Raw genomic sequence first — 26,772 nt, forward strand, 5'->3', positions numbered from 1 at the left:
GCCACACATCCGGACGCCGGTGAGCGGAGCGGGCCCTGGTTCCCGGGCGTCCCAACGCGGGCCCCCGGAGCGCGGATCACCCGAACGGTGGACGGGCGCCGGGTCCTACCCGCGTCCGTCGCCCCCGCCGTACGTCCTCGGGTCCGCCGTGGCGAGACGGTGCAGCACCGCGGCGGCCCGGTCCTCGGGAGGGGTGCCCGTCCTCCGGGATGTGCCACATGAAGTGCTGCCAGGAGGCATGCTCCCCGTCCTCCCCGTCCTCCCCGTTCTGCCCGGTGGCCGGCTTCGCGCGGTACAGGAGGGAGACGGCAGTGAGGTCCCGGTCCCTGAAATCGGTGCCGACCCAGCCCGGTTTCGCGTCCCAGCGGGTCAGCAGATCCGGCCGGTCACACAGGCCCGCCGCGATGAGCCGTGCGGTCCTGCGGGCCGGCCACGTCCACGAGTGGTCGTTCTCGGCGCGCGTGACCTCGGCGTCGTACGCGGCGGCCTCGAAGCGGTATTCGGGGAGCTCGCGCACCGGCAGCGGGGAGGGCGGCGGGGCCGGGCGACGCCCGCCGGACCGGACGACGTGGTTCCCGCCCCTGCGGATGGTGACGTGGAGTGCGCCGCAGCAGCCCTCGGTGCAGTACGCCTCGGCAAGCTGTACCTCCCGGGGTTCGTCCGTGGCCCGCGGACGGCCGCTGCCCAGCAGGTACTCCGGGGGGGTGCGCGGGGCCCCGGCCGAAGGCCTCCGGCACCAGGGGGCGCCCCCTCGATCGGAATGCGCGTCTCGACGATGTCGAGGATCCGCCGGATCGAGCACAGTGACCTCGAACCTCAACCGGCCCGCCGATCCACCCGATCCGCCCGATCCGACCGGTCCGACCGGTCCGACCGGTCCCGCCGATCCACCCGGTCCCGTCGGCTCGGCATCGCGACGGAACGGCTGCCGTGCGGTACGCCGGGCCCATTCCACCCGCCGCCTCTCACCGGAGCCGGCGGCCTCTTCGGACCCGCCATCCAGGAGAGCCCGCCAAGCGGACCGGCTCAGCACGGACTCCAGGCCGCCCGGCAGTGCACGGCCCGAACCCGAACCCGAACGGGGATCCGAGCCGGACCCTCACCCGAGTCCGAGGGACGGGTCGGTTCTCAGGCCGATTCCGGGAACGTCAGCAGGACGTCAGTGAGGCGTCAGCGGAACGTGAGCGATCCACAGGAAGCTTTGGTTGTCAAGAGGTCAGAGAGAGCGGTTCGCCGCAGGATCCGGGCCTTGTCTCACGCTCATCCTGGGAGAATTCCATGCGTACGATCCGCACCCGCAAGCACACCGCTGCTCTCGGCGCCGTCACCGCAGTGCTCGCTCTGGCCCTCACCGCCTGCAACGGTGACGACACCGGCACGAAGTCCGCCGGCAACGCGAGCGACGCCGCCACGGTCGCCTCTTCGACGGACACCTCCAAGTCCGGCGACGCCGCGAAGACCGCGGACGGCTCGAAGACCGGTGGTACCGCGCAGAACACCGGGGCCACGAAGACGGGCACCTCGAACACGGCCACGTCCAAGGGCGGCTCCGCGGCGAGCGGCAACACCAGCGACAGCTACGCCTACAAGCACCCGTGCAAGCCCGGGGACCTGTCGGTGCGCGTGTACCCCCGCGAGGGTTCGGCCACCCAGCACGTGATCGAGATCAACAACACCGGCGCGAACTCCTGCGGTCTGAGCTACTTCCCGCGGGTCAGCCTGGGTGCCGCGAAGGCCTCGGACCACAGCCAGGACATCACGCCGGCGGTTCCCGGTGGCCTGGGCGGCGCTCCCGCGTACCCGGTCAAGCCCAAGACGGCCGCCATCGCGGTGATCGACCTCAACCCGAGCGGTGCGAACGGCGTGACCTGGATCGACGAGATGAACGTGCTCGCCGACGGCGACCACATGCCCAACGCGGACACGCAGAACTTCCCGCTCGGCCCGGACGTCAAGGTGCTCGACCCGAAGCTGGGCCTGTACCGGAGCACGGTCGCCGACGCGGTGCGCTCCATGCAGTCGGCGGGCAAGTCCTGACCCGCTGAGCCGGACCGTACGACGAACGCGGTGGGACGCACCATCTCCCCTCCCCCTTCGCCGTAGGCCCCGCACCCGACACCGTAGGGCCCGGATCACATGTGATCCGGGCCCTACGACGTTCACGGCCGCGAGGCGCTGCGCATGCAGCAGGCGGCGGCCGTCGTCATTGCGCGCCGCGGGAACTCCGGAGCGGCACGGCCGGTCTTCGGCACAGGCGCTAAATCGAGCCAGTTCACCAAAGCGGGCAAAGCCGTGCTCCGGGTCGAATACTTCCTCCGAACACCGGGTTCCGCGCGGACCGCGCCCGTCCCGGGCTCACCTCGCCGCACGAGAACCTGAAGCTGGGCGCCTGGCGCGAACCTCGACGACATCCGTTCCCGAGGGGGCCCCGCGCCGCGGTGCATGACCTGAGGACGGTCCGAAAACGACCAGAATCCGGACGGGGACCGCTACCCGGGATGGGTAACGTTCGACGGGTGGGAGAGTCGTTGCCACGGGGGGCGAGGTGAGGGCAGTGAGCGGCGTAGTTGTCCATCTGCCAGGGGTGGGCGGTGGCGTCGGAGGGGTGCCGTTCGGTGACCCGGTGACGTTACGGCTCGGCCCGGGGGAAGTGGCGCGTTTCGGACGGGGCTCGGCGACGACCCCGGTCGAACTGCGCCTCGACGACGCGGCCATCTCCCGGCTGGCCGGCGAGATCCGGGTGACCGACGACCACTGGCAGCTCAGCAACCACAGCGCGACCCAGAGCTACCTGGTGGAGAACCCGGAGGGAGCGGGAGAGTATCTGCGGGTCCCGCCCCGGCGGGCCGGCGCGCCCATCCCCTTCGAGTTCTCCCGGGTCGTGCTGCCCACCCGCCGGGGCACCACCGTCGCCTTCCAGGTGTTCGCGCCCGACCACGTCTATCTGGACCCCGACGGCATGGCGGGCGAGTGGGGCAGCCGCACCGTCATGGCGTACTCGCTGGACGAGACGGCCCTCTACTTCCTGGTCCTGGTCGCGCTCTGCGAGCCTCGGCTGCGCGACGAGTCGCCGGTCGCGGTGCCCACCACCCCGCAGATCGTCGAACGGCTCAGGAGTCACGCCGCGTGCGGCCAGTTGAAGGCCCGAGCGGTCAGCTCGCACATCGACTACCTCGCCGAGGAGAAGATGCGGATCAGCGCTCCCCCCGAACGCTCCTCCGGAGCCGGAGCCGGAGCCGGAGCCGGAGGAGCGCGCCGCAATGGCAAGCGGGAGGCCCTCGTCGGGATCGCGCTGCGGTTCGGACTCGTACGGGAGGAACATCTGGCGCTGCTTCCGCCCCGGTGCGGGCGGGGTACCGGAGGGGGAGACGGTGCGTGGCCGGGGCGACACATCGGGAAGTGACCGTACGGAGCTGCTCCCGCGCGGCTACCGGGTCGGCGGCTGGGAGGTCACCGAGCCGATCGCGTCCGGCGGCTGGGCAACGGTGTACGCGGGCCGCTCGGTCGATCCGGCGCGGGAGCCGGCCGAGGTCGCGCTCAAGTTCCTGCCGACCGCGGGGCTCGCACCGCGCCAGGCGCGCAAGGTCGCGGAGACCGCCCGGCGAGAGGTCGAGCTGGACCGCCGGGCCGGCCATCCGCGCCTGATCCACCTGCTGGACTCCGTCGTGATCAGCGATCCGGACCGGGCGTTCCTGGACGGAGCGATCGTGCTGGTGATGGAACGCGCCGAGCGCAGCCTGCGGGACCTGTTCGACGCCGGGGTCGCGGAGGCGGACGTCGCCGGGCTGTTCGCCGGGATCTGTGAGGGCCTGGCCCATCTGCACGGCAGCGGCTGGGTGCACGGCGACCTCAAGCCGGAGAACATCCTGCTGATGGCCGACGGTGCGCTCAAGCTCTCGGACTTCGGGCTCGCCACCGAACTGACCGGCACCGACGGCACCCACGGGTACGCGCCGCCGATGGGCACCCTGGACTACCTCCCGCCCGAGCGCTGGCAGGCCCCGCTCGGCGAGCACGGCGTGGAGGTGCGGCCCAGTACCGACATCTGGGCCCTGGGCATCATGGTCCACGAGGTGTTCGCGTCCGGCGCCTCGCCGTTCCCCGGCGCGACACCGGTGGCGCGCGGCGCGGCGGTACAGGAGTACGCCGACGGGCGCACGCCGCTGCGCATCGACAGTGCGGTGCCGCCGTTCTGGCGCGCCCTGGCCATCGACTGCCTGGCCCCCACCCACGCCGACCGCTCCGCGCACAGCGCCGGGAGCCTCCTGGCGCGCATCACCGCTCGGTCGCCTTCGCCGCGCCCGGTACGCCGACGACGGGGGACCCGCGCGATCCTGGTGGCCGTCGCGGTGTGCGCGGTGGCCGCGACGGTCTGGTCGCACGCCGCCGGCGACGCCGCGCCGGGCGCGAAGGGTGAACCGCTCGGTCGGCTACGGGTGTTCAACGCCGACGACGGCTGCAGGGACCGTACGGACCGGAACCCGCAGTGCAGTCTCGGCCTGGCGATCGACCCCCTTCAGCCGTACACCATCGACAACGTCGTACCGAAACGGGTGTGGCACGGCGACGTCCTCGCCGTCGAATGCCGCCTCCCCCAGGGGATACCGATCATCGACGAGTCGGACGCGAGCTCCACCGAGTGGTACCGGATCCGTCTGCCGGCCGGCGCCACCCGCTCCTCTGCCTGGCTGCCCGCCGTACGCACGACGGACCACCCCCGGGTTCCCGACTGTCCACGGCCCAAGCCTGTTCGATGAGTGTCGGCGTTCGCGCCGCGGGCTGTCACTCCGGATCGTTCCGGATGTCCTGCCCGGCGGCCCGACGACTACGTTGCGGACCGGCAGCCACCGGAAGGAAGAGGGGACAGCCCATGCACGGCACGCGCTCGCTCCTGCTCGACGGGGTCCTCGCCCTCGTCTCCCTGACAGCGCCGCCCCCGCGGTGCATCGACGACAGCTCCCCGGGCTTCCGTACCTGGCCGTGCGACGACACCTCCTACCAGAGCCGGCCCTGACCCCGACCGCCCCGCAACCCCCGTTTCCCGCAAGGCTATTCCGACTCGAAGGAGCAGTCAGGTGCGTGGCTCGACCGAACGACGCGCGATGTGGAGATCAGCGGTCCTGCTGGTCGTGGTGGCCGTGACCGGCCTCGGCAACCCGGCCTTCGCCCAGGGCGCCCGCGACGTGCCGGGCCCCCTCGGGAACACCGGCCCGGCCGCGCTGTACTGCGACATTCCGGCGGACCGGGACATCGCCGTGACCCGCAAGGTGTACGAGGTCGGGCAGCGCCGCGGCGTGTCCGACAAGGTGATGCTCGCCGGCTTCGAGACGGGCTGGGTCGAGTCCCGCATGAACAATCTGGCGTGCGGGGACCGGGATTCGCTCGGCGTGTTCCAGCAGCGGCCCTCGATGGGCTGGTGCGAACCCGCCCAGTGCCTCGACGTCGACTTCGCGGCGAACAAGTTCTTCGAGGTGGCCCAGCAGATGGAGCCCGACTGGGACACCGCGGGCGAGCTGGCCCAGGCCGTCCAGCGTTCCGGATACCCGGAGCGCTACCCCCAGGCGGAGGGCTACGCCCGGGAGCTGATGGCCGAGGCGTTCCAGCCCTACGGCACGATCGGGGCGAAGTACGCCGGCCTGGGCGGCCCCGGCGGCCCGCTCGGCCCACCGGTCCGCGCCGAGGAGGACTCCTCGCTCGGCGGACGTTTCCAGCTCTTCCGGAACGGGATCGTCCTCTGGCATCCGGATGTGGCCTACGCGATCTACGGGGACATCCTGACGAAGTTCTGGGACACGGACGCCGAACGCCGCTGGGGCTTCCCCACCACGGACGAAGCCGACGCCGCACAAGCACCCGACAAAACCCGCGGCCGCTACCAGTTCTTCGAACACGGCCTCTTCCTCTGGTCCCCACAGACCGGCGCACACACCGTCCACGGCGCCATCTACGACGCCTTCCACGCCGCCGGACACGAAAGCGCCCTCGGCTACCCCCTCACCGACGAAACAGACGAAGCAGGCGGCAAAGCCCAGAAGTTCCAGAAGGCCACCATCCACTGGAACGCCGACCGAGGCACCTGGATCACCGACAACTGACCGGGAGACGGCTATGAGATCGCTGATCCTTCGGCGTGTGATCGGGGCGGTGACACTGATCCTGGCGGCCCTCGCGGTCACGTTCACCACCGCACCCGCCGCGAGTGCGTCCGAACCGGGCGGCCCGATCGGGCGCGGCGAGGCGATGGACCGCGCGTGGTCGTGGATCGCCGAGCAGGTGCCGTACAGCCGGAGCGGCTGTCACGAGAACCAGTTCGGCTGCTACCGGCCGGACTGCTCGGGCTATGTGTCGATGGCCTGGAACCTCGGCACGTCCCTGACCACCTGGGCCCTGTGGGACGTCACCTTCGACATCCCCGCGAACGACCTCCAGCCCGGCGACGCCCTGCTGCGCGACTCGGGCGGCACGGACCACGTGGCCCTGTTCCTCCGCTGGGCGGACCCGGCCCACACACAGCCGGTGGTGCGCGAGGAGTACGACTTCGGGCACGTCGCCGAGGAGCGGGTGTGGGGCGACGGGCTCAGGGGCTTCACGCCCCGCCGCTACAACAACCTGGACGACCTGATTCCGTACGGCACCATCGCGGCGAAGTACGACAGCACGGGCGGCCCCGGCGGCCCGCTGGGCCGGCCGATCACGGGCGAACGCGACTCCTCGCTCGGCGGACGCTTCCAGCAGTTCCAGAACGGGATCATCCTCTGGCACCCCGATGAGGCCCACGCGATCTACGGGGACATCCTGACGAAGTTCTGGGACACGGACGCCGAACGCCGCTGGGGCTTCCCCACCACGGACGAAGCCGACGCCGCACAAGCACCCGACAAAACCCGCGGCCGCTACCAGTTCTTCGAACACGGCCTCTTCCTCTGGTCCCCACAGACCGGCGCACACACCGTCCACGGCGCCATCTACGACGCCTTCCACGCCGCCGGACACGAAAGCGCCCTCGGCTACCCCCTCACCGACGAAACAGACGAAGCAGGCGGCAAAGCCCAGAAGTTCCAGAAGGCCACCATCCACTGGAACGCCGACCGAGGCACCTGGATCACCGACAACTAGCCATCCCATCCCCACTGCCACTTCCGACCAGGAGGTCGTGTTGAGCGAGTACCGTCCCACCCGCAGGAACGTCCTGAAGACCGCGGGCGGCCTCTCCGCCGCACTGGCGCTCGGCGCCGGTGGCGTCCTTGCCACAGCCACGGCGGCGAGCGCGGCCGGTGACGGCTTCGGGCTGCACATCGTGGACCGCAACGAGAACGATCCCCGGATGAAGTACTACCGGTTCCAGACCGACGCGATCGGCTGGAACCCCGGCGTCAACGTCCTGCTCCCGGACGACTACGCCACCAGCGGCCGCACCTACCCGGTCCTCTACGTGTTCCACGGCGGCGGAACGGACCAGGACTTCATCACCTTCGACCGCCTGGGCATCCGCGACTGGACCGCGGGCAAGCCGGTCATCGTCGTGATGCCCGACGGCGGCCACGCGGGCTGGTACTCCAACCCGGTCAGCTCCAACACCGGCCCCCGGAACTGGGAGACCTTCCACATCGCCCAGCTGCTCCCGTGGATCGACGCGAACTTCCGGACGTACGCCGAGTACGACGGCCGCGCGGTCGCCGGCTTCTCGATGGGTGGCTTCGGCGCACTGAAGTACGCGGCGAAGTACTACGGCCACTTCGCCTCGGTGAGTGCCCATTCCGGCCCGGCCAGCCTGCGCCGCGACTTCGGCCTGGTCGCCCACTGGGCCAACGCGTCCTCCGCGGCCCTGGACCTGGGCGGCGGCACGGTCTACGGGGCGCCGCTGTGGGACGAGGCCAGGGTCACCGCCGACAACCCGGTCGAACGCATCGAGAGCTACCGCAACAAGCGGGTGTTCCTGGTCGCCGGTACGAGTCCCGACCCGGTCAACTGGTTCGACACGGTCAACGAGACCCAGGTGCTCGCCGGACAGCGGGAGTTCCGGGACCGGCTCGGCGCGGCGGGCATCCCGCACGAGTGGCACGAGGTGCCCGGCGGGCACTTCGTCCGCCCCGATCTGTTCCAGCGCGACCTCGACGGTGTCATCGCCCGACTCCGTAAGGCCTGACACGGCGCCGTGATCGCCCCGGCGCCTTGAACGAGGCGGACCCACGATGTCGGGACCGGTCAGCACACCCGGTCCCGACATCGTGGTCTCTCCTCCCCCTCCGGTTCGTACCGGGCCCCACCCCACACCCCCTCAGTCACACGGAGGAACGACCATGTCCACCCCCTCACAGCCGGAGCGCCGAGACGCCTCCCGCCGGGCGGCGCTCAAGGCAGGCATGGGCTTCGCCCTGGGTGCCGGCCTGCTGGGCGCTGCCCCCGGTGTGGCAGCCGCTCGCGACCGATCCGCCCCGACCGCCGCCGGACGACCGGCTCCGCGACTGCTCCAGACCGGCACACCGCTGTGCGAGCAGCCCGGCGACTCGGCGAGCGCCCAGGGTCTCGGCTCCGGCGACCTGGCGATCCCGTACTACCGGGAGCACGACAACACCTGGGGCTACGTGTTCGGCGACGCGTTCGGCGGAATCGCCCAGGCCGATCCCTACCTGGGGTCTCCGGTGATCCTGAACCAGGCCGGTTTCGACGCCTCCGGCCAGACCCCGATCTCGTTCTCCTGGGCGATGCCCACCGGCGGCGCCGCCGACCAGTGCTTCGACTACGCGCACTGGGCGGACAACGGGCACGGTTTCGAGATCTCCCGCATCCCCAACGACTGCATCGAGTTCGGCGGACGCACCTACATCCAGTACACGTCGGTGGCCCTGTGGGAGAACATCCCGGCCGGATACGACGGCTCACTGATGTCGGGCGTCGCGTACTCGGACGACTACGGCGTGACCTGGCAGGACTACCCGTACCACTGGCCCGGCGACACCCAGGGGACGAACCAGTCCATGTACGGGATGTGGTCGTTCGCGGGCATCGACCCCGACGGCTGGCTGTACATCTTCTCCAAGCGCTGGAACGGCACACACGCGAACACCGCCGACGGCGGCGCGATCCAGCTGTTCCGCATCCGGCCGGACGAGTTCCGTGCGGGCAACTTCGGGGCCCAGGAGAACTGGGCCTATCTGGACGGGCGTTGGCAGTGGACGACGGCGGCCGCACCGTCGATCATGCTGTCCGGGAACAAGATCGGGGAGTTCTCCGTCAAGCGGATCGGCAACACGTACTGCATGAGCTACTTCGACGTGGACGACTACTCGATCTGCACCCGCACCGCACCCCGCCCGGACGCCGTGTGGACCGCCCCCAAGCCCCAGATCGTCGGCGACGGCCTCCCGCCGCACCACTGGGGCAAGCCCCAACTCCCGTTCCTCTACGGCGGATACATCCACCCCGGCAGCGCGAGCGCCACGTCCCTGACACTGATCGCCTCGCAGTGGCAGTCGGTGAACCACGGAAAGACGCCCTACCGCGTCCTCCAGTACGACGGCATCCAGCCCTGACGCATCCGCACCGCGCAGAGGCACGGAATCGGCGTTCGATCCACCCCTCCCAGCCCCATGTGCCCGGAATGAGGAACTTCGGAGGGGTCACCGGATCGCCGATCGCGGCCCGTACGCCTCGTCCAGCCTCCGACACCGGGCCGACGCCCTGATTCCGGTCGAACGCGGCGCGGTGCAACAGCAAAACCGAAGAGCAGGCCATCGCACGGACGCGGCCCGAGCCACCCGGCCCCGAACGGCCCGACATCGAGCCGACGGGCCTCAACCAGACTTACTTGTGCGGCCATTGGCCAGTTTGGCGAATGTGCGCCGCTGCCCCCCTACACCGTCTGACCGCCGGACCGAACAACTGGTCTGCTGTTCGCAGTGCGGCATACAGCTCCGGTACGGCGAACTGGGCGCTCCGGTGTATTCGCTGCGCCCCTGCTGACCCGGGCCGGATGGCCGGCCCACGGTGCAGAGCCCGGACGTGGGGCCTGAGTCCTCGAAGCGGCGTGCCGGATCGTCGGCATCATCGGGACCGGGCGGCATGGGCGTAGCGGCCACACCCGTCCGGCAGGCACGCCGGGCGTCACCGGTCACCACGGTGGCGCCCCGAGTCATGGCCCCTCTCCGGGCCTCGGACACCGAGGGCGCCGCGGGCAGGAGCCGCGCTGGTCGGCCTTCTCCCTTGCCCTGGCGCTGATGTACGCGGAGCAGTACATGGCCGCCCGGGACGGAACGGTGACGCAGACCGCCGTACGCTGCTCCGCCTTGCGGGTCGCCCCGCCCTTGCTCACGTACGGGGCCGGGGACGGTAGGTCGTACGCCTGGTACGAGGCCTTCTCGTCAGGAACCGCCCTCCCTTCCTCTAACCCTTCGCGACACACTCCGCCCAGAGCAGCTTGCCGCCCTGCCCCGGCAGCCCGCCCCGCATCGGGTAGGCGCCCCAGGACTCCGCGTAGAGCGTGACGAGGTACAGCCCTCGCCCTCGTTCGGCCAGTTCCTCCGGCGTCTCGGTGCCCCACCGGAACGGTGCCGGGATGTGCGGATCGGTGTCCCAGACGCTCAGCCGGATGCGGCTGCGCCCGGCGTCGCGCAGGCGCAGGGAGTACGGCCCCGAGGAGTACAGGTAGGCGTTGGTGACCAGCTCGCTCGCCAACAGCTCCGCGACCTCGGTGAGTTCGCGCATGCCGTGCACGCGCAGGACGTTGCGGAGGGTGGCACGGGCGACGCCGGGGGCGCGGGGATCCTGCGGGAGTTGGAGGGTGTACGCCCAGGGCGGGGATACCGTGGCACTGACCATGGAAGTCTCCATTCACGGAGGGAAGTTGAAGGATGCACTTCGAGTTGCCCGGTGACGAGGCCGCTCCGTCGAGCGGGGTACTTCCGGGCGGGTGGCCTGAGACCCAAGGTAGCGACTCGCGGTTAACGTGTTAACCGAATCTCGACGAATCCGTAAACTGACACCCTTGTGGGTGACCAGCCGCTCAAGGAGGCGAGCAAGCCCGTGAGAACCAACCCAACGGGTCGCCAACTCCGTTTTGGCTCTGAACTGCGCAAACTCCGCGAGCACGCAGGCCTCACCGCCACCCGGGCCGGTCAACTCCTGAGCGTCAAGCAGAACCAGATCAGCAACATGGAGGCGGGGCGCATCGGCGTGAGCCCGGAGCGCGTGCGCACTCTGGCCTGCCACTACGGCTGCACCGACGAGGACATCGTCACCGCGCTCGGGAATATGACCTCCGACCGCACACGTGGATGGTGGGAGGAGTACCGAGAGATCCTTCCCGCGCCGCTCCTCGACCTGGCTGAGATCGAGCACCACGCCTACCGACTGCGGACGGCCGTGACCGTTCACATTCCCGGCCTCTTCCAGACCGCCGAGTACGCACGCGAGGTCTTCCGCCAGGACGTGCCCGAACTGTCACCTCCCGACATCGAGCACCGCATCTCGTTCCGCATCAAGCGGCAGGCCGTCCTGTTCCGGAAATCGCCGACACCGCATCAGGCCGTCATCCACGAGGCCGCGCTGCGCATGCAGTTCGGTGGCTCGGAGGTGACCCGTAAGCAGCTTCAGCATCTCCTCGACATGGGCGAACGGGATCACATCACTCTCCAGGTGATCCCCTTCTCCGCAGGGACCTTCGCCGGGTCCGGCCAATCGATCTACTACTTCCTGGGTCCGGTACCGCAGCTCGACACCGTAAATCTGGACCAGTCCCACGGCCCTGTCTTCCTCGACTCCGAGGCCCAGTTGGAGAAGTACCGCGTGCTGCTCGGCCGCATGGAAGCAACCGCGCTGGACCACGACACTTCCAGGAACTTCATCCACAACATCGTCCGCGACCTGTGAGGGAAACCGAGATGTCCTCTCCCGCATGGCAGAAGTCCTCCTACTGCGCCCAAGGCAACTCCTGCGTACACGTAACCGCGCCCGCCCCCGGCGCAGTCAGCCTCACCGAGTCCGGCGACCCCACCGGAGCGATACTCCGCACCACCCCCGCCGCCTGGTCCGCCCTCGTACGCACCATCAAGGAGAGCCGCACCCGTGACTGACACCCCCGGCATCCCCACCGACCTGACCTGGGTCCGCGCCGCCCCCGAAGGCGAAGAGGGTCCCGGCCCCTGGATCGAGATCGCCTTCGGTCCGGACGAACTCGTCCACCTCCGCGAGACCAGCGACCCCACCAACGTCGTCACGACCACCCGGACGAAATGGGTGGCCTTCACCAAAGGCGTCATGGCCGGCGAGTTCGACCACTTCGCCGAACCCGACGACGACCAGGGCTCAGCGGCACCGGCCTGACGGAGGCCCGGCGATCCGCAAGGTCGCCCAGGGCCTGCGAAAGGAGCCGGGACTCTTCGCCCCCGGCGTGACAAAAACGATCGGCTGCACCAGCCGCTGAGCCTGGAATGTGGAGTACGAGAATGGCCACGGATGAGCAGACCCACATCTCTTCGTTGCACGGCAATCTGCAAGAGCAGTACAAGCAGGACGCAGACCGGATCGAAAAGTGGTCGATGCTGTGGATGCTCGTAGCCATCGGAATGTGGGTGTGGTTCCTCTTCCTGCTCCTCGTTCCCTACGACACCGGGGGCACCTCGTGCCAAGCGCCGCTGTTCCACTCCGCTCAGGAGAACGGCGGTGCCTGCCACAGTGACGTGCGTCAGTGGCCCGTGCTTCTCGGTGTGCTCGCCCTGGCTGTCCTGCCTACCCTCGTCGCGGCAGTCACGTCCCTCTATGCGAAGCTCCTCTTCCGCATAGTCCGCGCCTCGGCGGCCAATGCGACGGACCCGTCAGCACCGCCTTCCTGACCAGGGCAACTCCTGCGTACCCGTAGCCGCCCCCACCCCCGGCACGGTCAGCCTCACCGGGACCGGCGCCGAAGGCACCGGCCGGTGCCCGGTCCTCACGCCCGAGGGGACGAACCGGCGTCCGCCCAGGCACGGGTGAACCGTTCGTGCGCGGGCAGAGGGACGGTGGGTCGGGGTGTCGGCGTGGGACGAGGGGCCTTCGCGGCGGTGAGTTCCTTGCGGACGGCACGGTGGTGGTCGAGGGTCCAGGTGTTCCAGCGGCGTACGGTGCGGTCGGCCGGGCGGTCGAAGGCGTGCAGCTGGAGGTGCAGGGCCGCCGCGTCGCGGCTGACTCCCAGGGACGCCGCCACCTCGTCCACCAGGGCCGGGACGCTGAAGAGCGGGTTGGCCTCGTACTGGCCCGGTGGGACCGGGGTGGTCGTCGAGCGGTCCGCCAGTGCGCGCAGGGCGGCGAGCAGGTCGTCGGGGGCGTCCGTGAGCCGGGCGAGCAGGGCGCGGGCGCCCTCGGCTGCCGGGTCGCCCACCGGCCGCTCGGTGAACGCCCAGGTGAGGGCGGTGACGGCGGCCCGTATCCCGTCGGCGTCCAGCGACGCTCCCTCCAGGCGCCCGGTGAGCAGGGCGGTGGCCCAGGTCCCGGGCAGGCCGTGGTCCCTGGCCAGCGCGGCGGCATGGCTGCCGTCGTCGGCGTACGGAGCGGCCGCGAGCCGTTCGGACCATTCGGCGGCCATCCGGTCCGCGGCGGTGGTCATGCCACCAGGGGCCCAGAGGTCCGCCGGGTCGGCGGGAACGGCGGACGCGAGCACGGCGTGCAGGCCGGCGAGGCCGAGACGCCCCCTCATCTCGTCGTATGCGTACACCGTGGTCCGGTCGGCCTTGTACGGCTTGGCGCGGCACAGCTTCAGGTGTGCCCCGTAGTCGTCGCTGCCGGCGAAGCCGTCGAGGACCAGGGCGGCAATCGCGCGCGGCACCCCCGTACGCCACCGGAACAGGTCCACGGCTTCCTCGGACACGGGCAGCGGACCGCGTTCGGCGAGCAGGGCGAGCAGGCGGGGGAGCCGGGTGGTGTCGTCACCCACGACGGTGCGGGTCTCGCACTCCTCGGCATCGGCGGGCGCCGGGTCGGCGGCCCGTTGGAGGAAAGGGACGAGGTCGCTGCGGACCTGGCCGGAGGCCACCGGCGCGCCGGACGCGCGAAGCTCGGCTGTCCGGGGCTCGGGGGCGCGGCCGGTGCGCCAGGTGGTGCCCCGTTCCGCGAACGGCTGGCGGCTCCACACGTCGAGCAGCGCGGTGAGTGCCTGCCGGTGCTCGTCCGGGGTGGCGGCGACGGTGGCCCGCCAGGCCACGGCGTCGGTCCGGCCGGTCAGCACCGCCCACTCGGGCGGAGGTGCGGGCAGGGCCAGCACCCGCACCTCGTCGTCGATCTCGCCGCGCAGATACCGCCCGTCGGCGGCGACCGCGGTGAGCAGGGCCGGCTGCGGCTGCGGCGGCCGTTCCTCGTACGCCCGCAGTCGGGCCAGCAGGCCGTGCAGGGCCGGGACGAGCCGGGTGTCGGGCACCGGGTCGGGCAGCTCGACGACCGGTCCGGAGCGCATGACCGCCACCCGGTGCGACAGCTCCCGGCGGCGGCGCAGCACATCGGCGGCGAGACGGACGGCATGGGCGACCCCCTGCCGGATCCGGGGATCGGTCACCCCGGGCAGTCCGTCCTCGGCGCCGGACCGCAGCAGCTCGCCGACGGCCTCGTCGGTGACCGCGCGCAGAGCGCGGGAGGAGGGCTCGTCGCGCGGGGTGAGGAAGTGCCAGAAGGCGGGCGGCGGTACAGGCCCGGCCTGCTCGCCGAAGGTGGCCCGGACGGGTCCGCAGTGGCGGCTGCCGGGGAAGCCCCGGACCTGCCAGAGCAGTGAGTTGTCCTCGGCGGCATGGCAGCGGACAGTGGTGCTGCCGACCACGACGGCGTCCTCGCCACCGGCCGGAAGGGCGAGGATGCCCCACGGGCGGCGGCCCCAGACGGTGGTGCGGTAGGACGCGGTACGGCCGTCCGTGGACTCCAGCACGAACTCGCGGGGCGAGGGGCCTGCGTACGGGGTGCGGTAGTTGACCCGGCAGCCGGTGAGGCGGCCGTCCTGGCCGAGCGGGGACGGCGGGGCGCCGGGCGGCAGTTCGGCGAGGATGCGGTGGTCGGGGAAGGGCCTGATGCCGTCCGGGAACGTGTCGGAGCGGTGGAAGTCGGGCAGCGTGCGATCGGCGGTGGGCACACCGGTGGCGGGGTCCAGGCGGGCCCATCCCCTGCCGTGGTCCTCGCTGAACACCGCGGTGCTCCAGAAGTCCCGGCCGTCGTGCATCTGGTAGTCGCGGTGGCCGATGCCGGTGGTGTCGCCGGGGCGCAGGACGTTCTCGCCGTCGAACCGGCCGCCGCCGTCCGGGGTCTGGAACTGGTAGCCGAGGCCGCCCTGGATGCTGCCGCCGTAGGGGCGCAGCCCGTAGGACTGTTCCGGCTCGAAGGTGTCGGCGGGGCTGTCGGACCAGTACGCCGTACTGGTCCCGTTCTCGTTGCCCGAGCACGTCCAGGCGACGAGGAACTGGCCGCCGACCCAGTGCACCGTGGAATGGCCGGCGCCTTCCGGCAGTTCCAAGGTGTGCTCGCCGCGCCGCCCCGCGTGGTCGACCGCGAACGCGCGGGTCTCCCCGTAGACGGTGAGCACCGGCCAGGTGCAGGTGGTGTGCACCTTCTCGTCCGGCCGGAATTCGGCGAGGGCCTCCTCCAGGGCGGTCCAGCCCAGCTCCTCCGGCAGACCGGAACGCAGGGCACGAGCCAGCGGGCCGGTGAGATCCAGTGTGTCGAGAGCCTCCTCGATGCCGTCCAGGGCGATGGCGGTGGGCCGGTCGAGAAGGCCGTGCAGCTCCTCGACGGCCTCGTCGGCGGCGGCGAGCCCGCCGCCGCGCAGCCTGTCGAGCAGCTTCTCGATCCGGCCGTGCACCTCGGCCGCGATGCCCGGATTGTGCGGCAGCCGGCTGATGGCGGAGCCTCCCTGGGACCGGAGCCCGGCGTGCACCGTGCCTTCGAGCCGGGAGCCGAACACGGGGTCGGCGGCGAGCGCCCTGAGGTCGCGCTGCGCGCCCTTGTCCCAGAACTCCAGGGAGATGGTGGGGCCGGGGTCGTGGACGGGAATCCCCTCGGCGAGGCAGACGTCGAGCAGGTCGGCGTCCAGATGCGGCCACTGGTAGCGGTCCTCGTGGAGCCGGACCGGAGTGCCGTCCTCCTTCAGCAACGGGGCGAACCGGGCCACGAGGTCGAACAGCTCGGCGGGCATGGCCTGGCGGGTCACCCCGCCACCGGCGACGGTGCGGTGGGAGTACTGGGTGGCGTACCGCCGCAGCCACTCGCCGAGGCCGCCCTCCGGGGTGATCCGGCCGGCCGCGGCGGCGTCCGCGATCCCGCAGCCGAGGAGCAGCCGCAGCCAGGCGGCCGCGTCGTTCTTCGACTCGGGGAACAGGTCGAGCAGGGCGGCGGCCCGGTCGGCGGCCGGCGGGTGAGCGGCGAGCGGGCCGAGCACCGCGTCGAGCAGCCGGTCCGGCACGGCCTTTCCGCGGGCGGACGCGAGCACCCCGCCCAGCACCCGCGCCTCCTCCTCGGCGCCGAGACCGGCCGCGCGCGCGGAATCCCGCACCCGGCGGGCCAGATCGGCGGGGAGCTCGCCCGGCGACGCCGCCCAGACGGCCAGCAGCCGCACGAACTCGCGGTGCGCATCGACCGGTTCGAACACCTCGGCCAACCAGGCCGGGGCGCCGCCGAGCTCGGTGGCGGGAAGCGCGCCGAACCGGGCGAACAGCTGAAGGTTCGCCCACCGCCAGTCGGGATCGACCGGCAGCCCGTGGGTGCGCTCCGCAGCACGCGCGTTCGCGTACGCGCGGGCGGCGGAACGGCGGTGCGTCTCCAGCATCCAGTGCCCGATGGTGTCCCAGAACCACGGCAGATGGGCGGCCGGCAGACCCCGGGCCAGGCGCCCCGCCTCGTCCACGAACCGTCCGGGCTTCTCCCAGGCCCTGTGCCGGCCACGGTCCGCCTGCGCCAGCACGTCACGGGCGCCGGCCTCGGCGCCGGGGACCCGGGCGCGCGCCCAGTCGACGTACGTCTCGGAAATGCGGTGATTGGCCGGGAGCGGAACGGGAGTTCCGGTGCTGCTGGTCATGTGTACGAGTCTGGCAGGCGGCACTGACAACGGACCGCGGGAGCCTGTGCCGGGCGAATGGGAGCCCGCGTCGGGCCGCGGGAGCTTGTGCAGGGTCCCGCCATGCCCGCCATGCCCGCCTTCCGCGACTTCAACTTCAAGCTGCTGGTCATCGAGCAGCTCATGTACCAGGACAAGACGCTCACCCCGGCCTTCTGCATCGACGAATGCCTGCGGGCCAAGGGAATCGACGACGCGCAGCTCTACGCGTTCGACAACGAACTCGACTACACGGTGCTCGACGAGCCACGCACCTACTTCGAGGCACTGGAGAGCAGCGAGGAACTGCTCGCGACCGTGGAGACCTTCCTCGTCGACGGCGGGCACCAGGTGTACTACGAGTGCTCCCCGGTCTGGGACGGCGAGGACGATCTGTTCGACGTGGGCTCGCTCGACGACCTCGACCTGCTGCCGAACCTGCGGCAGATCGTGGGCGCCCGCAACTGCGGACTGGGCGTCCCGTTCAAGGCCGAGGCCCTCGCCGCCCGCCGCATCGTCGCCGACTGAGGCACACACACGCGGGCGCCCTGCTCCGGTGACGTCCGCTCCGGTTCCGGTGACTCCGGGTCAAGTGATCGGACAACGTGTTCGGTCGGCGCGGCGCGGGCATGATCAACGGCATGAACGACGAGCCGGGCAGGATCCTCCGCTGGAACTTCTTCATCGGCGGTCACCTGAGTGCGTCGGTGCCCGTACGCCTCGTCGAGCGCACCGAAGCGGGCCAACTGGTGTGGATGGAGAGCGGCACACCGATGTGGCGTACGAAGCTTCCGCGCGGGACACATCTGCGGGACATCGCCCCGGACGACCGCCCGCCCGGCGGCTATCCGGTGGTCGCCGGCCGCTGGCCGATGGGCAACGCACTCTTCTACCAGCCGACCGGCGCCGCCCACTCGGTGCTCTGGCTCTTCGGGCGTGGACGGAAGTTCCGTGGCTGGTACGTAAATCTGGAGCGCCGGATCCATCACGGTGACGACATCGACATCACCGATCATGAACTCGACATCAACGTGGCGCCGGACCGGACCTGGAAGTGGAAGGACGAGACGTCCTTCGCCGAGAAAACCGGCCACCCCGTCTACTGGACAGCCGACGAGGCGTCCGCGATCCGGGACGAGGGTGCCTCGGTTGCCCGGCTCGCCGAGGCCGGAACGTTTCCCTTCGACGGCACCTGGTGCGATTTCCGGCCGCCGCCCACCTGGACCACGCCGCCCCGGCCGCCCGTTCCCCGCCATCCACTGCTCTGACCACTGCCTGCTCCGACCAGGCCCGGCACGCTGACCAGGGCATGCCCAATATTCTCGGCCAGGGTGGCGGGATGGCAATCATTGCCCGGGGTCACACCCCGTGATACACAGAGTAACCATACATATTCGGTCACCCACCATCTCGATCCGCAGGTCAGGACAGCCGGACCGGCCAAATGTGCGAGATCCGGGTAAAGAGAGCTGTCAAGCCGTCGTACGAGAGCAGTTTCATCAGCGAAGATAGAGAGCGACCCGTGCCGTGTGGCAGGGGCAATGAACTACCCAACAGGGGCGGTGACTTACATGATCCTGGCAGCTGAAAAGGGCGACATCACCACCATCATCGGCGGAATCGCCCCGAACTGGGGGCCGTTCGGGACCTTGGGCAACGAGGCCCGCGTAATGATCGAGGTCGTGATGGCCATCGCCATCCTGCTCTGCCTCGGCATCGCGGTCTGGGGTGCGGCGAAGCAGCGGATCGGCGCGACGGCACTGCGCGACACGTTCAGCGCGGAGCAGGGCAAGGGGCTGATCGTTGCCGGTTTGACCGGTGTGTTCATCATCGGATCCCTTGGAACCTTGTTCACCATCGTCTACGGAATGGCCGTCTGACCGGCTGTCATTCCACGCCAGGGGCAGTCCCGCCCACCCCCACACCATCCATCCGTCGTGCCCACCGGCAGAGGTTGCGTCTCCCTGATGTCGAGTCACCACACCGCGTCCGCGCGGAAACCCGCACGGCTACCGTCGTACTACCCGGTTCAGGCAACGGTTGAGGGGGCGTACGCGGCATGAGCCTCGGCGACGACAACGGCTACGGCAACGACTCAGGCCGTACGGACGATGGATACAGCACCATCGGCGGCACCCGCCAGACCCGCACCCGCCTCCCCGACGGCGAGGGCGGCGACAGCTACGGCACCCCCCGCCGGCCCGCCCGCAAATCCCGCTCCCTGGTCACGGTGGTCGGCGTGGTCGTCCTCCTGATCGCGGCTATCGCGTTCGCGAACATGGGCGGAGGCGGCGGGAAAGGCAACGACGGCGGCTCGGGGAACAGTGGGAGCAAGCCGAACTCTTCGTCCACGGCGGCTACGGGGACGAAGCCCGTGACGGGGAAGAACGGGTCGATCCCGTCGGGGTTCGCCCATGACGAGCAGGGGGCGCAGAGCGCGGCGGCGAACTACTCCGTGGCGCTCGGCTCGGCCGACATGTTCGACAAGGCCAAACGAGACAGCATCCTCAATGCGGTCATTGCGCCCTCGGCCGTCGGTGGGTTTCGCACCACACTTGACCAGGCTTACTCCACGGGTCTCTTCAAAAACCTGGGCCTCAACGAGGATGGCTCAACCCCTGCTGGCTTCACTTTCATCTCGCGAACCACCCCTATCGGCACCAAGGTCACAAAGAGCTCCGCTACCCGGGCCACCGTGGAGGTCTGGTGCTCCGGACTGATCGGGTTGGCGGGCGAAGGTTCCACGAAGCCCGTAACCGACGGCTGGTTCACCATCACCATGGAGTTGGAGTGGGTCAACGGCGACTGGAAGGCCGTAACTCATTCACAGGAAGACGGGCCCGCTCCCGTAGGGGGCGACACGAGGGCGTCCAGTGCCGACGAGATCGCTGGCGCGGTCGATGGGTTTGGAGGGTTCACCTATGCCCGGTAGTCCGCGACGTCACGTGAGGTCTGTCGCAGCTTTGCTGGCGGCGATGCAGGTCTCCGCCATTCTCCTCGCCACACGAGTTGCCGCTGCTCCGACGCCAAGCCCCAGCCCGAGCAAGAGCAACAACGCCTGCGATCTCATTCACGGCCCCGCCAAGGACTACTGCGAAAGCGGCGACGCCGGCGCCCCCAAAACAAACGCCCCCTCCACCCTCGACAACTCCCTCGACCCCCTCTCCTCCCTCGCCCGCGGCTGCGCCGACGCCGCCGCGTGGATCGTCGGCAAGCTCAGCGAGGCCGTGAAGGGCACCGCCAACGTCGACTTCACGAACACCAAGTTCCTCCAGCAGTACGCGATCGTCTTCGCCGCCTCCACCGTCCTGACGCTCGTCCTGTGGCTGCTCGCCGTGGCCAAGCGGGCGATCCGTGGGGTGCCGCTGACCACCGCGATCTCCGAAGCCATCGGGTTCCTCTGGCTGACGGTCCTCGCCTCCGCGTTCACTCCGCTGATCCTCTACACGGTCGTCTCCGCGACCGACGGAGTCACCGACGTCATCGCCACGTCCTCGGGCGGGCAGACCGATGTCTTCTTCGGGTCGTTCGCCGAAGCCCTCAAGAAGGGCTCCGACATCGGCGGCGGACCGATCATGCTGATCGTCGTCTCCCTCGTGTCGATCCTCGCCGCGGGCATCCTCTGGCTGGAGCTCGTCATCCGGGCCGCCCTGCTCTACGTCGGCGCCCTGCTCGGCACCGTCGTCTACGCGGGGCTCGTCGACAAGAACATGTGGGGTCACGTCCGGCGCTGGGCAGGCATCATGATCGCGGTGATCATGGTGAAGCCCGTCATCGCCATCGTGCTCGGGCTGGCCGGTGCGCTCTCCCAGAACGACGGGCCGAACGCGATCTCCGCCGTCGTGTCCGGTCTCGCCATCATCCTGCTGGCGATCTTCGCCTCCGCCATGATCTACCGGTTCGTCCCCGGCTTCGGCGACGAGATCCAGGGCGCCCGCACCAACCGCAAGCAGGCCACCGACGGCTCCCAGGCCGCCGCGATGATCAGCTCCCCCGCCGCTCTGGTCTCCCAGGGCATCAAGACTCACAGCAGCCGCAGCGGGCAGAACAGCGGCGACAGCGGCAGCGGCGGAGGCCGGCCCGCCAACGCGATCAGCGGCGGTGTCGCCGCGCACAGCTCCCGCAACTCCGGCGGGGGCGGAGTCGGCGGCGGATCTGTCCCCTCCGCCGCACCTCCGCCGCGCAGCGGATCGGGGCCGACCTCCGGCACCCCGCACGGCAGCCGCTCCCACCGAGGTAGCGGATCAGGCAGTTCAGGTAACAACAGCACGGGAGGTGGAGGGCGTTGACGACTCAGTCCCACACGATCGCGCCCCGCCGTACGTATCTCATCGGCCGGGCCCGGCCGAACGCGATCGTCGGCAAGAACCGCGAGACCGGCGAGATCGCCCTGATCATCGTCGGCGCGTTCCTCGGCATGATGAGCGGGCTGATCGTCCCGATCCTGTCCCTGCGGATCGTGCTGCTCACGGGTTTCCCCCTGCTCGCCCTGGCGATCGTGTACCTCCCGTACAAGCACCGCACCTTCTACAAATGGTTTGAGATCAACCGCAGCTACAAACGCTCCCTGCGCCGCGGTACGACCTATCGTTCCGCCGCCATGGAGGCGGGAGTCGGCGCCGACGGGCGCGAGGTCGAGATCGGACCGCCCCCCGGCATCGGCCGGATCAACTGGCTCGCCGCCCCCTTCGGCCCGGACGAGATCGCCGTGCTCCTGCACGCCGACCGCCGCACCGTCACCGCCGCGATCGAGATCGAGGGCCCCGGCGTCGGGCTGCGCGACAGCGAGGACCAGGAAGCGCTCGTCGACCGCTTCGGCACGCTGCTGAAGCATGTCGCCAACGGTGACGGCTTCGTGACCCGCATTCAGATGCTCGCCCGCACACTGCCGGCCGACCCCGACGCGCACGCCAAGGACGTCGCCCAGCGCGGCGACAAGGCGTCCCCGGGCTGGCTGCAGGAGTCGTACGACCAGCTCCAGTCCATGGTCTCCACCTCCAGCGAACAGCACCGCGCCTACCTCGTGGCCTGCATGCACTTCACCCGCGAGCTGGCCGCCGAGGCCAACGCCATGGCCCGCGCCGCCCGCCCCCAGGCCGGTCGCAGGCTCGACCGGGACGCGGGCCTCGCCGTCGTCATGGCGCGTGAGCTCACCGATATCTGCGCCCGCCTCGCCGAGGCCGACATCCGGGTCCGCCAGCCGCTCGGCCAGAGCCGGCTCGCCTCCCTCGTGCACTCGATGTACGACCCCGACCACCCCATCGACCACATCCAGGCCATGACCAAGCGCAACGCCTGGCCGGCCGAACTGGACGCGGTCGAGCCGACGTTCCTCCAGGCCAAGACCCGTGAGTCGGTCACCCGCGCACCCTGGTGCCACTCCACGGCCTGGGTGAAGGAGTGGCCGATGACCCCCGTCGGCGTCAACTTCCTGGCCCCGCTCCTCGTCCACACGCCCGATGTGATCCGTACGGTCGCGGTCTGCATGGACCTCGAACCCACCGAGGTCGCCATCGAGCGGATGCTCACCGAGAAGACGAACGACGAGGCGGAGGCCAGCCGTCAGGCCAAGATGAACCGCACCGTCGACCCGCGCGACATCGCCGCACACGGCCGGCTCGACCAACGGGGTGAAGATCTCGCGAGCGGCGCGGCCGGGGTGAACCTGGTGGGGTACATCACCGTGTCGTCGCGCTCCCCGGAGGCCCTCGCCCGGGACAAGCGGACGATCCGGGCCTCGGCCGGCAAGTCGTATCTCAAGCTGGAGTGGTGCGACCGCGAGCACCACCGCGCCTTCGTGAACACCCTGCCGTTCGCCACCGGCATCCGCCGCTAGCCCCACAGCGCAGCTCAGCACCTCACCGCACCACCCCAGACCGCACCACACCGCTCAGCACCACACCGCAGAGCAACCGCGAGAACCGAGAGAACCGAAAGGGAGGTCGGTCACGCCATGCGAGATCCGCTGTCCGCGCTGTCGGACGCCTTCACCGCCTTCCTCTTCGGGAAGGTGGAGACGACCAGACTGCCCGTCCGCACATCGACGGGACAGGCCCAGGCCGTCTATCTGCCCACCGCGGCCCCCGGCCTCGGCGACTCCGGCGTGATCATCGGCCGCGAGGTCTACTCCGGCAAGGGCTACATCTACGACCCCTTCCAGCTGTACGGACAGCAGCTGCCGGCCCCGCACTGGCTGGTGCTCGGCGAGTCCGGCAACGGCAAGTCCGCGCTGGAGAAGACATACGTGCTCCGCCAGCTCCGCTTCCGCGACCGCCAGGTCGTCGTCCTGGACGCCCAGGGCGAGGACGGCGTCGGCGAGTGGAACCTCATCGCCCAGGAGCTCGGCCTCACCCCGATCCGCCTCGACCCGACCGCTGCCCTCAACGGCGGCATCCGGCTCAACCCGCTCGACCCCTCGATCACCACCACCGGCCAGCTCGCCCTGCTCCGTACGATCATCGAGGTCGCGATGGGGCACGGCCTGGACGAGCGGTCCGGCTTCGCCCTGAAGGTCGCCCACGCGTACGTCAACGAGACGATCACCGACCGGCAGCCGGTCCTGACCGACATCGTCGACCAGCTCCGCCACCCGGAGCCCGAGTCCGCCGAGGCGATGAACGTCGACATAGACGACGTACGGGCCTGGGGCCTGGACGTCGCCCTCGTCCTGGACCGGCTGGTCGACGGTGACCTGCGCGGCATGTTCGACGGACCGACCAGCGTCGGCATCGACCTCGACGCCCCGCTGATCGTCTTCGACCTCTCGCACATCGACCGGAACTCGATCGCGATGCCGATCCTGATGGCGATCGTCGGCGTCTGGCTGGAGCACACCTGGATCAGGCCCGACCGCAAGAAGCGCATCTTCCTGGTGGAAGAGGCCTGGCACATCATCAACTCGCCCTTCGTGGCGCAGCTCTTCCAGCGTCTGCTGAAGTTCGGGCGCAGGCTCGGCCTGTCGTTCGTGGCCGTCGTCCACCACCTCAGCGATGTCGTCGACGGAGCGGCGGCCCGCGAGGCCGCGGCGATCCTCAAGATGGCGTCGACCCGCACGATCTACGCCCAGAAGGCCGACGAGGCCAGAGCGACGGGCCGCGTGCTCGGCCTGCCCCGATGGGCGGTCGAGATCATCCCGACCCTCACCCCCGGCATCGCCGTCTGGGACGTCAACGGCAACGTCCAGGTGGTCAAACACCTGATCACCGAGGCGGAACGCCCCCTGGTCTTCACCGACCGCGCGATGACCGAGTCCTCCGCCACCGAGCTCCTCCCCGAGGACGTACGCGCCGCGGACCTGGAGGCGGAGCAGCGCGCGGCACGGATCGAACACCAGCAACGACTGAACGAGTCGTCCGAGTCAACGGTGGCATGACATGGCGGGGCGCGCTGAGGAACGTACTGGCGGCAACGGCGGCATCCCGGACGGCCTGCTGATAGGCCTGCTGGCGTTCTTGCTCGGGCTGACGCTGCTGGCGTGGACGGCCACCGGTCTGTCCGGACTGTTCGCGCACGGCGCCTGGCCGGACGGGGTCACGCTCCCCGAGACACCCCTGGCGATGCGCCGGCTCGTCACCGCACCGGACGACCTCCCGGCCGCCTGGCCGAACACCCCGGCAGGCGAGTTCTCCGGGTACGGGCTCTTCTGGGGCCTGTTCATCGGCGAGCTGATGGTGCTGCTGGTGCTGACCGTCTTCGTGCTGGGCGTGGTGGCCCGCTGGCGGGCGGTACGGGCGCGACAGCGGAGCGACCGGTACGCGGACGTGGGCGGAGACAAGGGCGATTCCGTGGGGTCCCCGCACCAGCAGGAACCCCACCACCAGCCACAGGCCCCTGCCCCTGCCCCTGCCCCTGCCCCTGCCCCGACCCACCCCCCTGTCCCCGTGGCCCCCACCACCCCCACGGAACACGCGCCGGCCGAGACCACCCTTCTCGCCCAAGCCCAAACCCAAGCCGCAGTCGACCCCGAAGCCAGCCCCGAAACCGGCCTCGAAACCCAAGCCCCCGCCCCCGTCCTCTCCCCGCCGCCCTCCCCCCGCACCTCCCTCGTCGTCTACGCACCGGCCGCGACGCGCCGTCCCACCGTCGTCCAGGCCATCCTCGAAGCCGCCGGCCCCGCGCTCGTCGTCACCTCCGACCCCACCGTCTGGGCCGAGACGAAGGACGCCCGCGCCAAGCTCGGCCCGGTTCTCGTCTACGACCCGGGCCACCTCTGCGACACCCCGGCCCGTCTGCACTGGTCCCCCACCGCGGGCTGCGAACAGCCCGACACCGCCGCCGCCCGCTCCACCGCGCTCCTGGCCCCGGTCCGACCGCAGGCCCGTATCGACGCGGCGACCGCCGACACCGCGGAAACGCTCCTGCAGTGCTGGCTGCACGCCGCCGCCATCGACGGCCGACCCTTCCGCCAGGTCCACCGCTGGGCACTGGGCGGCAGCGCCCACGAACCGGTGCGCCTGCTCCGTACCCACCCCAAGGCTGCCTCCGGACTCGCCGGCCTGCTGGAGTCGGCGCTGACCGCCCACCCCGAACGCCGTGAAATGGCACAGGCATTGACGGTTCGGGCGTTCGGCGCACTCTCGTCGGTCCACATCCGGGAGGCATGCACGCCGAACCGGGCCGATTCGCTCGCGCTGGAATCTTTCACGGCCGAGGGGGGCACCCTCTATGTGGTGGGTGAACCGATCGAGGACCCCCGCTCAGGGCCAGGAGCAATGCCCCTGCTCACGGCACTCGCCTCACACGTGGTCGAGCACGGCCGCCGCATGGCCGCACGGTCATCCGACGGCCGGCTCGACCCACCAATGACGCTGGTGCTCGACGACGTCGCCGCGGTGGCCCCCCTCCCCCGGCTCCCGGAGCTGCTGGCGACCGGCCAGGCCATGGGGCTGCCGGCCCTGGCCCTCCTCCGTTCCCAGGAACAGGCCCGCGCCCGCTGGACCCAAGAGCTCACCGCCTCAGGCTGAGGGAGAACGAGGGCCGGCCAGGGAAGCGCCAACGGTCACGGACCGAACCGCCTACACCACCCGCTCCACCGCGTACTCGAGCTCCCGCGCGGACGGATCGCCAGGCACAGGCACCGATCGCCCGGTCGCCGCGAATCCGATCCGGCGGTAGAACGCCGCCGCCCGCGCGTTGTCCTCGTGCACATACAGCCGCACCCGCTCGATCCGCGGCTCCGTCCGCGACCAGGCCCAGTCCGTCCCGGCCCGGAGAAGTTCCTCGGCCAGGCCCGTGCCTCGCGCCCCGGGCCGTACAAACACACCGACCAGATGCGCCTGGTGGACATCGACCGCCTCGCCGAACCGCACCTCCGCGTCCGGCCGCTCGATCAGTACGGTGACACCACCGTCCCACCGCCCGTCCGGCGCGACGGCGACGAACTGCCGCACGTCACCGCTCCCGGCCGCGGACGCCCCGAGCGCCCGGTCCTGCCAGAACTCGTCGGAATGGGCCGCGCCCTGCTCATACGTCTCCAGAAACGCCATGGACGCGGCCGGATCCCGCAGAGCGGCCAGCCGCAACTCCTTGACCAGGGGCCATTCGTCGGCGCGCACGGATCGAATCACATGTTCCATCCGCCGATCCTGCCCCCGCCGCCCGACCTGCGCAAACACCATTTCCCGCACCGCGTGACGCCGTAGCCGGCCGTAAACGCAGAAAAGCCCCGTGCCACAAGGGCACGGGGCTTTCCCGTAAAAGGAGTTCGGCGGCGTCCTACTCTCCCACAGGGTCCC

At 70.5% G+C, this 26,772-nt stretch carries 24 protein-coding genes; 20 read left to right on the forward strand and 4 right to left on the reverse strand.

Going from position 1 to position 26,772, the window contains the following annotated elements; all coding sequences use genetic code 11:
* Positions 1-76 precede the first annotated feature (76 nt).
* Positions 77-517, reverse strand: coding sequence for a hypothetical protein (locus ACFV8T_RS35550; protein WP_385335635.1), 441 nt, complete (start codon positions 515-517; stop codon positions 77-79).
* 761 nt (positions 518-1,278) lie between these two features.
* On the opposite strand from ACFV8T_RS35550, the gene ACFV8T_RS35555 reads away from it, so the two are divergent.
* The 8 genes from ACFV8T_RS35555 (at position 1,279) to ACFV8T_RS35590 (ending at position 9,533) form a co-directional block, all read left to right on the forward strand.
* On the forward strand, positions 1,279-2,037 hold the full coding sequence (locus ACFV8T_RS35555) for a DUF4232 domain-containing protein (RefSeq protein ID WP_385335637.1): 759 nt from the start codon (positions 1,279-1,281) through the stop codon (positions 2,035-2,037).
* Positions 2,038-2,554: 517 nt separating this feature from the next.
* A complete protein-coding gene (locus ACFV8T_RS35560; RefSeq protein WP_385335639.1) occupies positions 2,555-3,403 on the forward strand; it encodes a serine/threonine protein kinase in 849 nt (282 codons plus the stop codon).
* Complete coding sequence (locus ACFV8T_RS35565) at positions 3,372-4,757, forward strand: serine/threonine-protein kinase (protein WP_385335641.1); 1,386 nt, start codon at positions 3,372-3,374, stop codon at positions 4,755-4,757. The genes ACFV8T_RS35560 and ACFV8T_RS35565 overlap by 32 nt, the downstream gene beginning before the upstream one ends.
* Positions 4,758-4,870: 113 nt before the next feature.
* Positions 4,871-5,014: a hypothetical protein gene (locus ACFV8T_RS35570; protein ID WP_385335643.1), complete on the forward strand. Its 144-nt coding sequence runs from the start codon at positions 4,871-4,873 to the stop codon at positions 5,012-5,014.
* A gap of 88 nt (positions 5,015-5,102) precedes the next feature.
* Positions 5,103-6,095: an LGFP repeat-containing protein gene (locus ACFV8T_RS35575; protein WP_385335685.1), complete on the forward strand. Its 993-nt coding sequence runs from the start codon at positions 5,103-5,105 to the stop codon at positions 6,093-6,095.
* A gap of 13 nt (positions 6,096-6,108) precedes the next feature.
* Positions 6,109-7,116: a hypothetical protein gene (locus ACFV8T_RS35580; RefSeq protein WP_385335645.1), complete on the forward strand. Its 1,008-nt coding sequence runs from the start codon at positions 6,109-6,111 to the stop codon at positions 7,114-7,116.
* 40 nt (positions 7,117-7,156) lie between these two features.
* Positions 7,157-8,146: an alpha/beta hydrolase gene (locus ACFV8T_RS35585; RefSeq protein ID WP_385335647.1), complete on the forward strand. Its 990-nt coding sequence runs from the start codon at positions 7,157-7,159 to the stop codon at positions 8,144-8,146.
* Positions 8,147-8,300: 154 nt separating this feature from the next.
* A complete protein-coding gene (locus ACFV8T_RS35590; RefSeq protein WP_385335649.1) occupies positions 8,301-9,533 on the forward strand; it encodes a DUF4185 domain-containing protein in 1,233 nt (410 codons plus the stop codon).
* A gap of 850 nt (positions 9,534-10,383) precedes the next feature.
* Here ACFV8T_RS35590 and ACFV8T_RS35595 read toward each other — a convergent pair.
* Complete coding sequence (locus tag ACFV8T_RS35595; RefSeq protein ID WP_385335651.1) at positions 10,384-10,818, reverse strand: ATP-binding protein; 435 nt, start codon at positions 10,816-10,818, stop codon at positions 10,384-10,386.
* A 204-nt stretch (positions 10,819-11,022) separates the two neighbouring features.
* Here ACFV8T_RS35595 and ACFV8T_RS35600 point away from each other — a divergent pair, with 204 nt between their 5' ends.
* The 4 genes from ACFV8T_RS35600 (at position 11,023) to ACFV8T_RS35615 (ending at position 12,830) form a co-directional block, all read left to right on the forward strand.
* Complete coding sequence (locus tag ACFV8T_RS35600; RefSeq protein WP_385335653.1) at positions 11,023-11,868, forward strand: helix-turn-helix domain-containing protein; 846 nt, start codon at positions 11,023-11,025, stop codon at positions 11,866-11,868.
* 11 nt (positions 11,869-11,879) lie between these two features.
* Positions 11,880-12,071 (forward strand): DUF397 domain-containing protein, encoded by a 192-nt coding sequence (locus ACFV8T_RS35605; protein ID WP_385335654.1) that lies wholly within the window; start codon positions 11,880-11,882, stop codon positions 12,069-12,071.
* A complete protein-coding gene (locus tag ACFV8T_RS35610) occupies positions 12,064-12,321 on the forward strand; it encodes a DUF397 domain-containing protein (RefSeq protein WP_385335655.1) in 258 nt (85 codons plus the stop codon). Before ACFV8T_RS35605 ends, ACFV8T_RS35610 begins: the two co-directional genes overlap by 8 nt.
* A 122-nt stretch (positions 12,322-12,443) precedes the next feature.
* Positions 12,444-12,830, forward strand: coding sequence for a hypothetical protein (locus ACFV8T_RS35615; RefSeq protein ID WP_385335657.1), 387 nt, complete (start codon positions 12,444-12,446; stop codon positions 12,828-12,830).
* A 95-nt stretch (positions 12,831-12,925) separates the two neighbouring features.
* Here the strand turns inward: ACFV8T_RS35615 and ACFV8T_RS35620 are convergent, their stop codons facing one another.
* Positions 12,926-17,020, reverse strand: coding sequence for a hypothetical protein (locus tag ACFV8T_RS35620; protein WP_385335659.1), 4,095 nt, complete (start codon positions 17,018-17,020; stop codon positions 12,926-12,928).
* Between the two features lie 102 nt (positions 17,021-17,122).
* Here ACFV8T_RS35620 and ACFV8T_RS35625 point away from each other — a divergent pair, with 102 nt between their 5' ends.
* The 8 genes from ACFV8T_RS35625 to ACFV8T_RS35660 all read left to right on the forward strand — a co-directional run bounded on the left by ACFV8T_RS35625 (position 17,123) and on the right by ACFV8T_RS35660 (position 26,001).
* Entirely contained in the window at positions 17,123-17,566 is a 444-nt protein-coding gene (locus tag ACFV8T_RS35625; protein WP_385335661.1) for a DUF6892 domain-containing protein, read from the forward strand.
* 113 nt (positions 17,567-17,679) lie between these two features.
* Positions 17,680-18,306 carry a DUF402 domain-containing protein gene (locus ACFV8T_RS35630; RefSeq protein ID WP_385335663.1) on the forward strand — a complete coding sequence of 209 codons (627 nt, stop codon included), beginning with the start codon at positions 17,680-17,682 and terminating at the stop codon, positions 18,304-18,306.
* A 303-nt stretch (positions 18,307-18,609) separates the two neighbouring features.
* Positions 18,610-18,918 carry a hypothetical protein gene (locus tag ACFV8T_RS35635; RefSeq protein WP_018101695.1) on the forward strand — a complete coding sequence of 103 codons (309 nt, stop codon included), beginning with the start codon at positions 18,610-18,612 and terminating at the stop codon, positions 18,916-18,918.
* A gap of 179 nt (positions 18,919-19,097) precedes the next feature.
* Positions 19,098-19,970, forward strand: a complete 873-nt coding sequence (locus ACFV8T_RS35640) for a hypothetical protein (RefSeq protein ID WP_385335665.1) — start codon at positions 19,098-19,100, stop codon at positions 19,968-19,970.
* Positions 19,971-20,013: 43 nt separating this feature from the next.
* Positions 20,014-21,327 (forward strand): hypothetical protein, encoded by a 1,314-nt coding sequence (locus ACFV8T_RS35645; RefSeq protein WP_385335667.1) that lies wholly within the window; start codon positions 20,014-20,016, stop codon positions 21,325-21,327.
* Entirely contained in the window at positions 21,324-22,874 is a 1,551-nt protein-coding gene (locus ACFV8T_RS35650) for an SCO6880 family protein (RefSeq protein WP_385335669.1), read from the forward strand. The genes ACFV8T_RS35645 and ACFV8T_RS35650 overlap by 4 nt, the downstream gene beginning before the upstream one ends.
* Positions 22,875-22,991: 117 nt before the next feature.
* Positions 22,992-24,410 (forward strand): ATP-binding protein, encoded by a 1,419-nt coding sequence (locus tag ACFV8T_RS35655; RefSeq protein ID WP_266416378.1) that lies wholly within the window; start codon positions 22,992-22,994, stop codon positions 24,408-24,410.
* Between the two features lies 1 nt (position 24,411).
* A complete protein-coding gene (locus tag ACFV8T_RS35660) occupies positions 24,412-26,001 on the forward strand; it encodes a type IV secretory system conjugative DNA transfer family protein (protein ID WP_385335671.1) in 1,590 nt (529 codons plus the stop codon).
* 51 nt (positions 26,002-26,052) lie between these two features.
* Here ACFV8T_RS35660 and ACFV8T_RS35665 read toward each other — a convergent pair whose 3' ends face one another.
* Positions 26,053-26,613 carry a GNAT family N-acetyltransferase gene (locus tag ACFV8T_RS35665; RefSeq protein ID WP_385335673.1) on the reverse strand — a complete coding sequence of 187 codons (561 nt, stop codon included), beginning with the start codon at positions 26,611-26,613 and terminating at the stop codon, positions 26,053-26,055.
* Positions 26,614-26,772: the final 159 nt, after the last annotated feature.

Origin of the sequence: Streptomyces sp. NPDC059832 (assembly GCF_042731715.1) — a bacterium.
Lineage (GTDB): Bacteria > Actinomycetota > Actinomycetes > Streptomycetales > Streptomycetaceae > Streptomyces.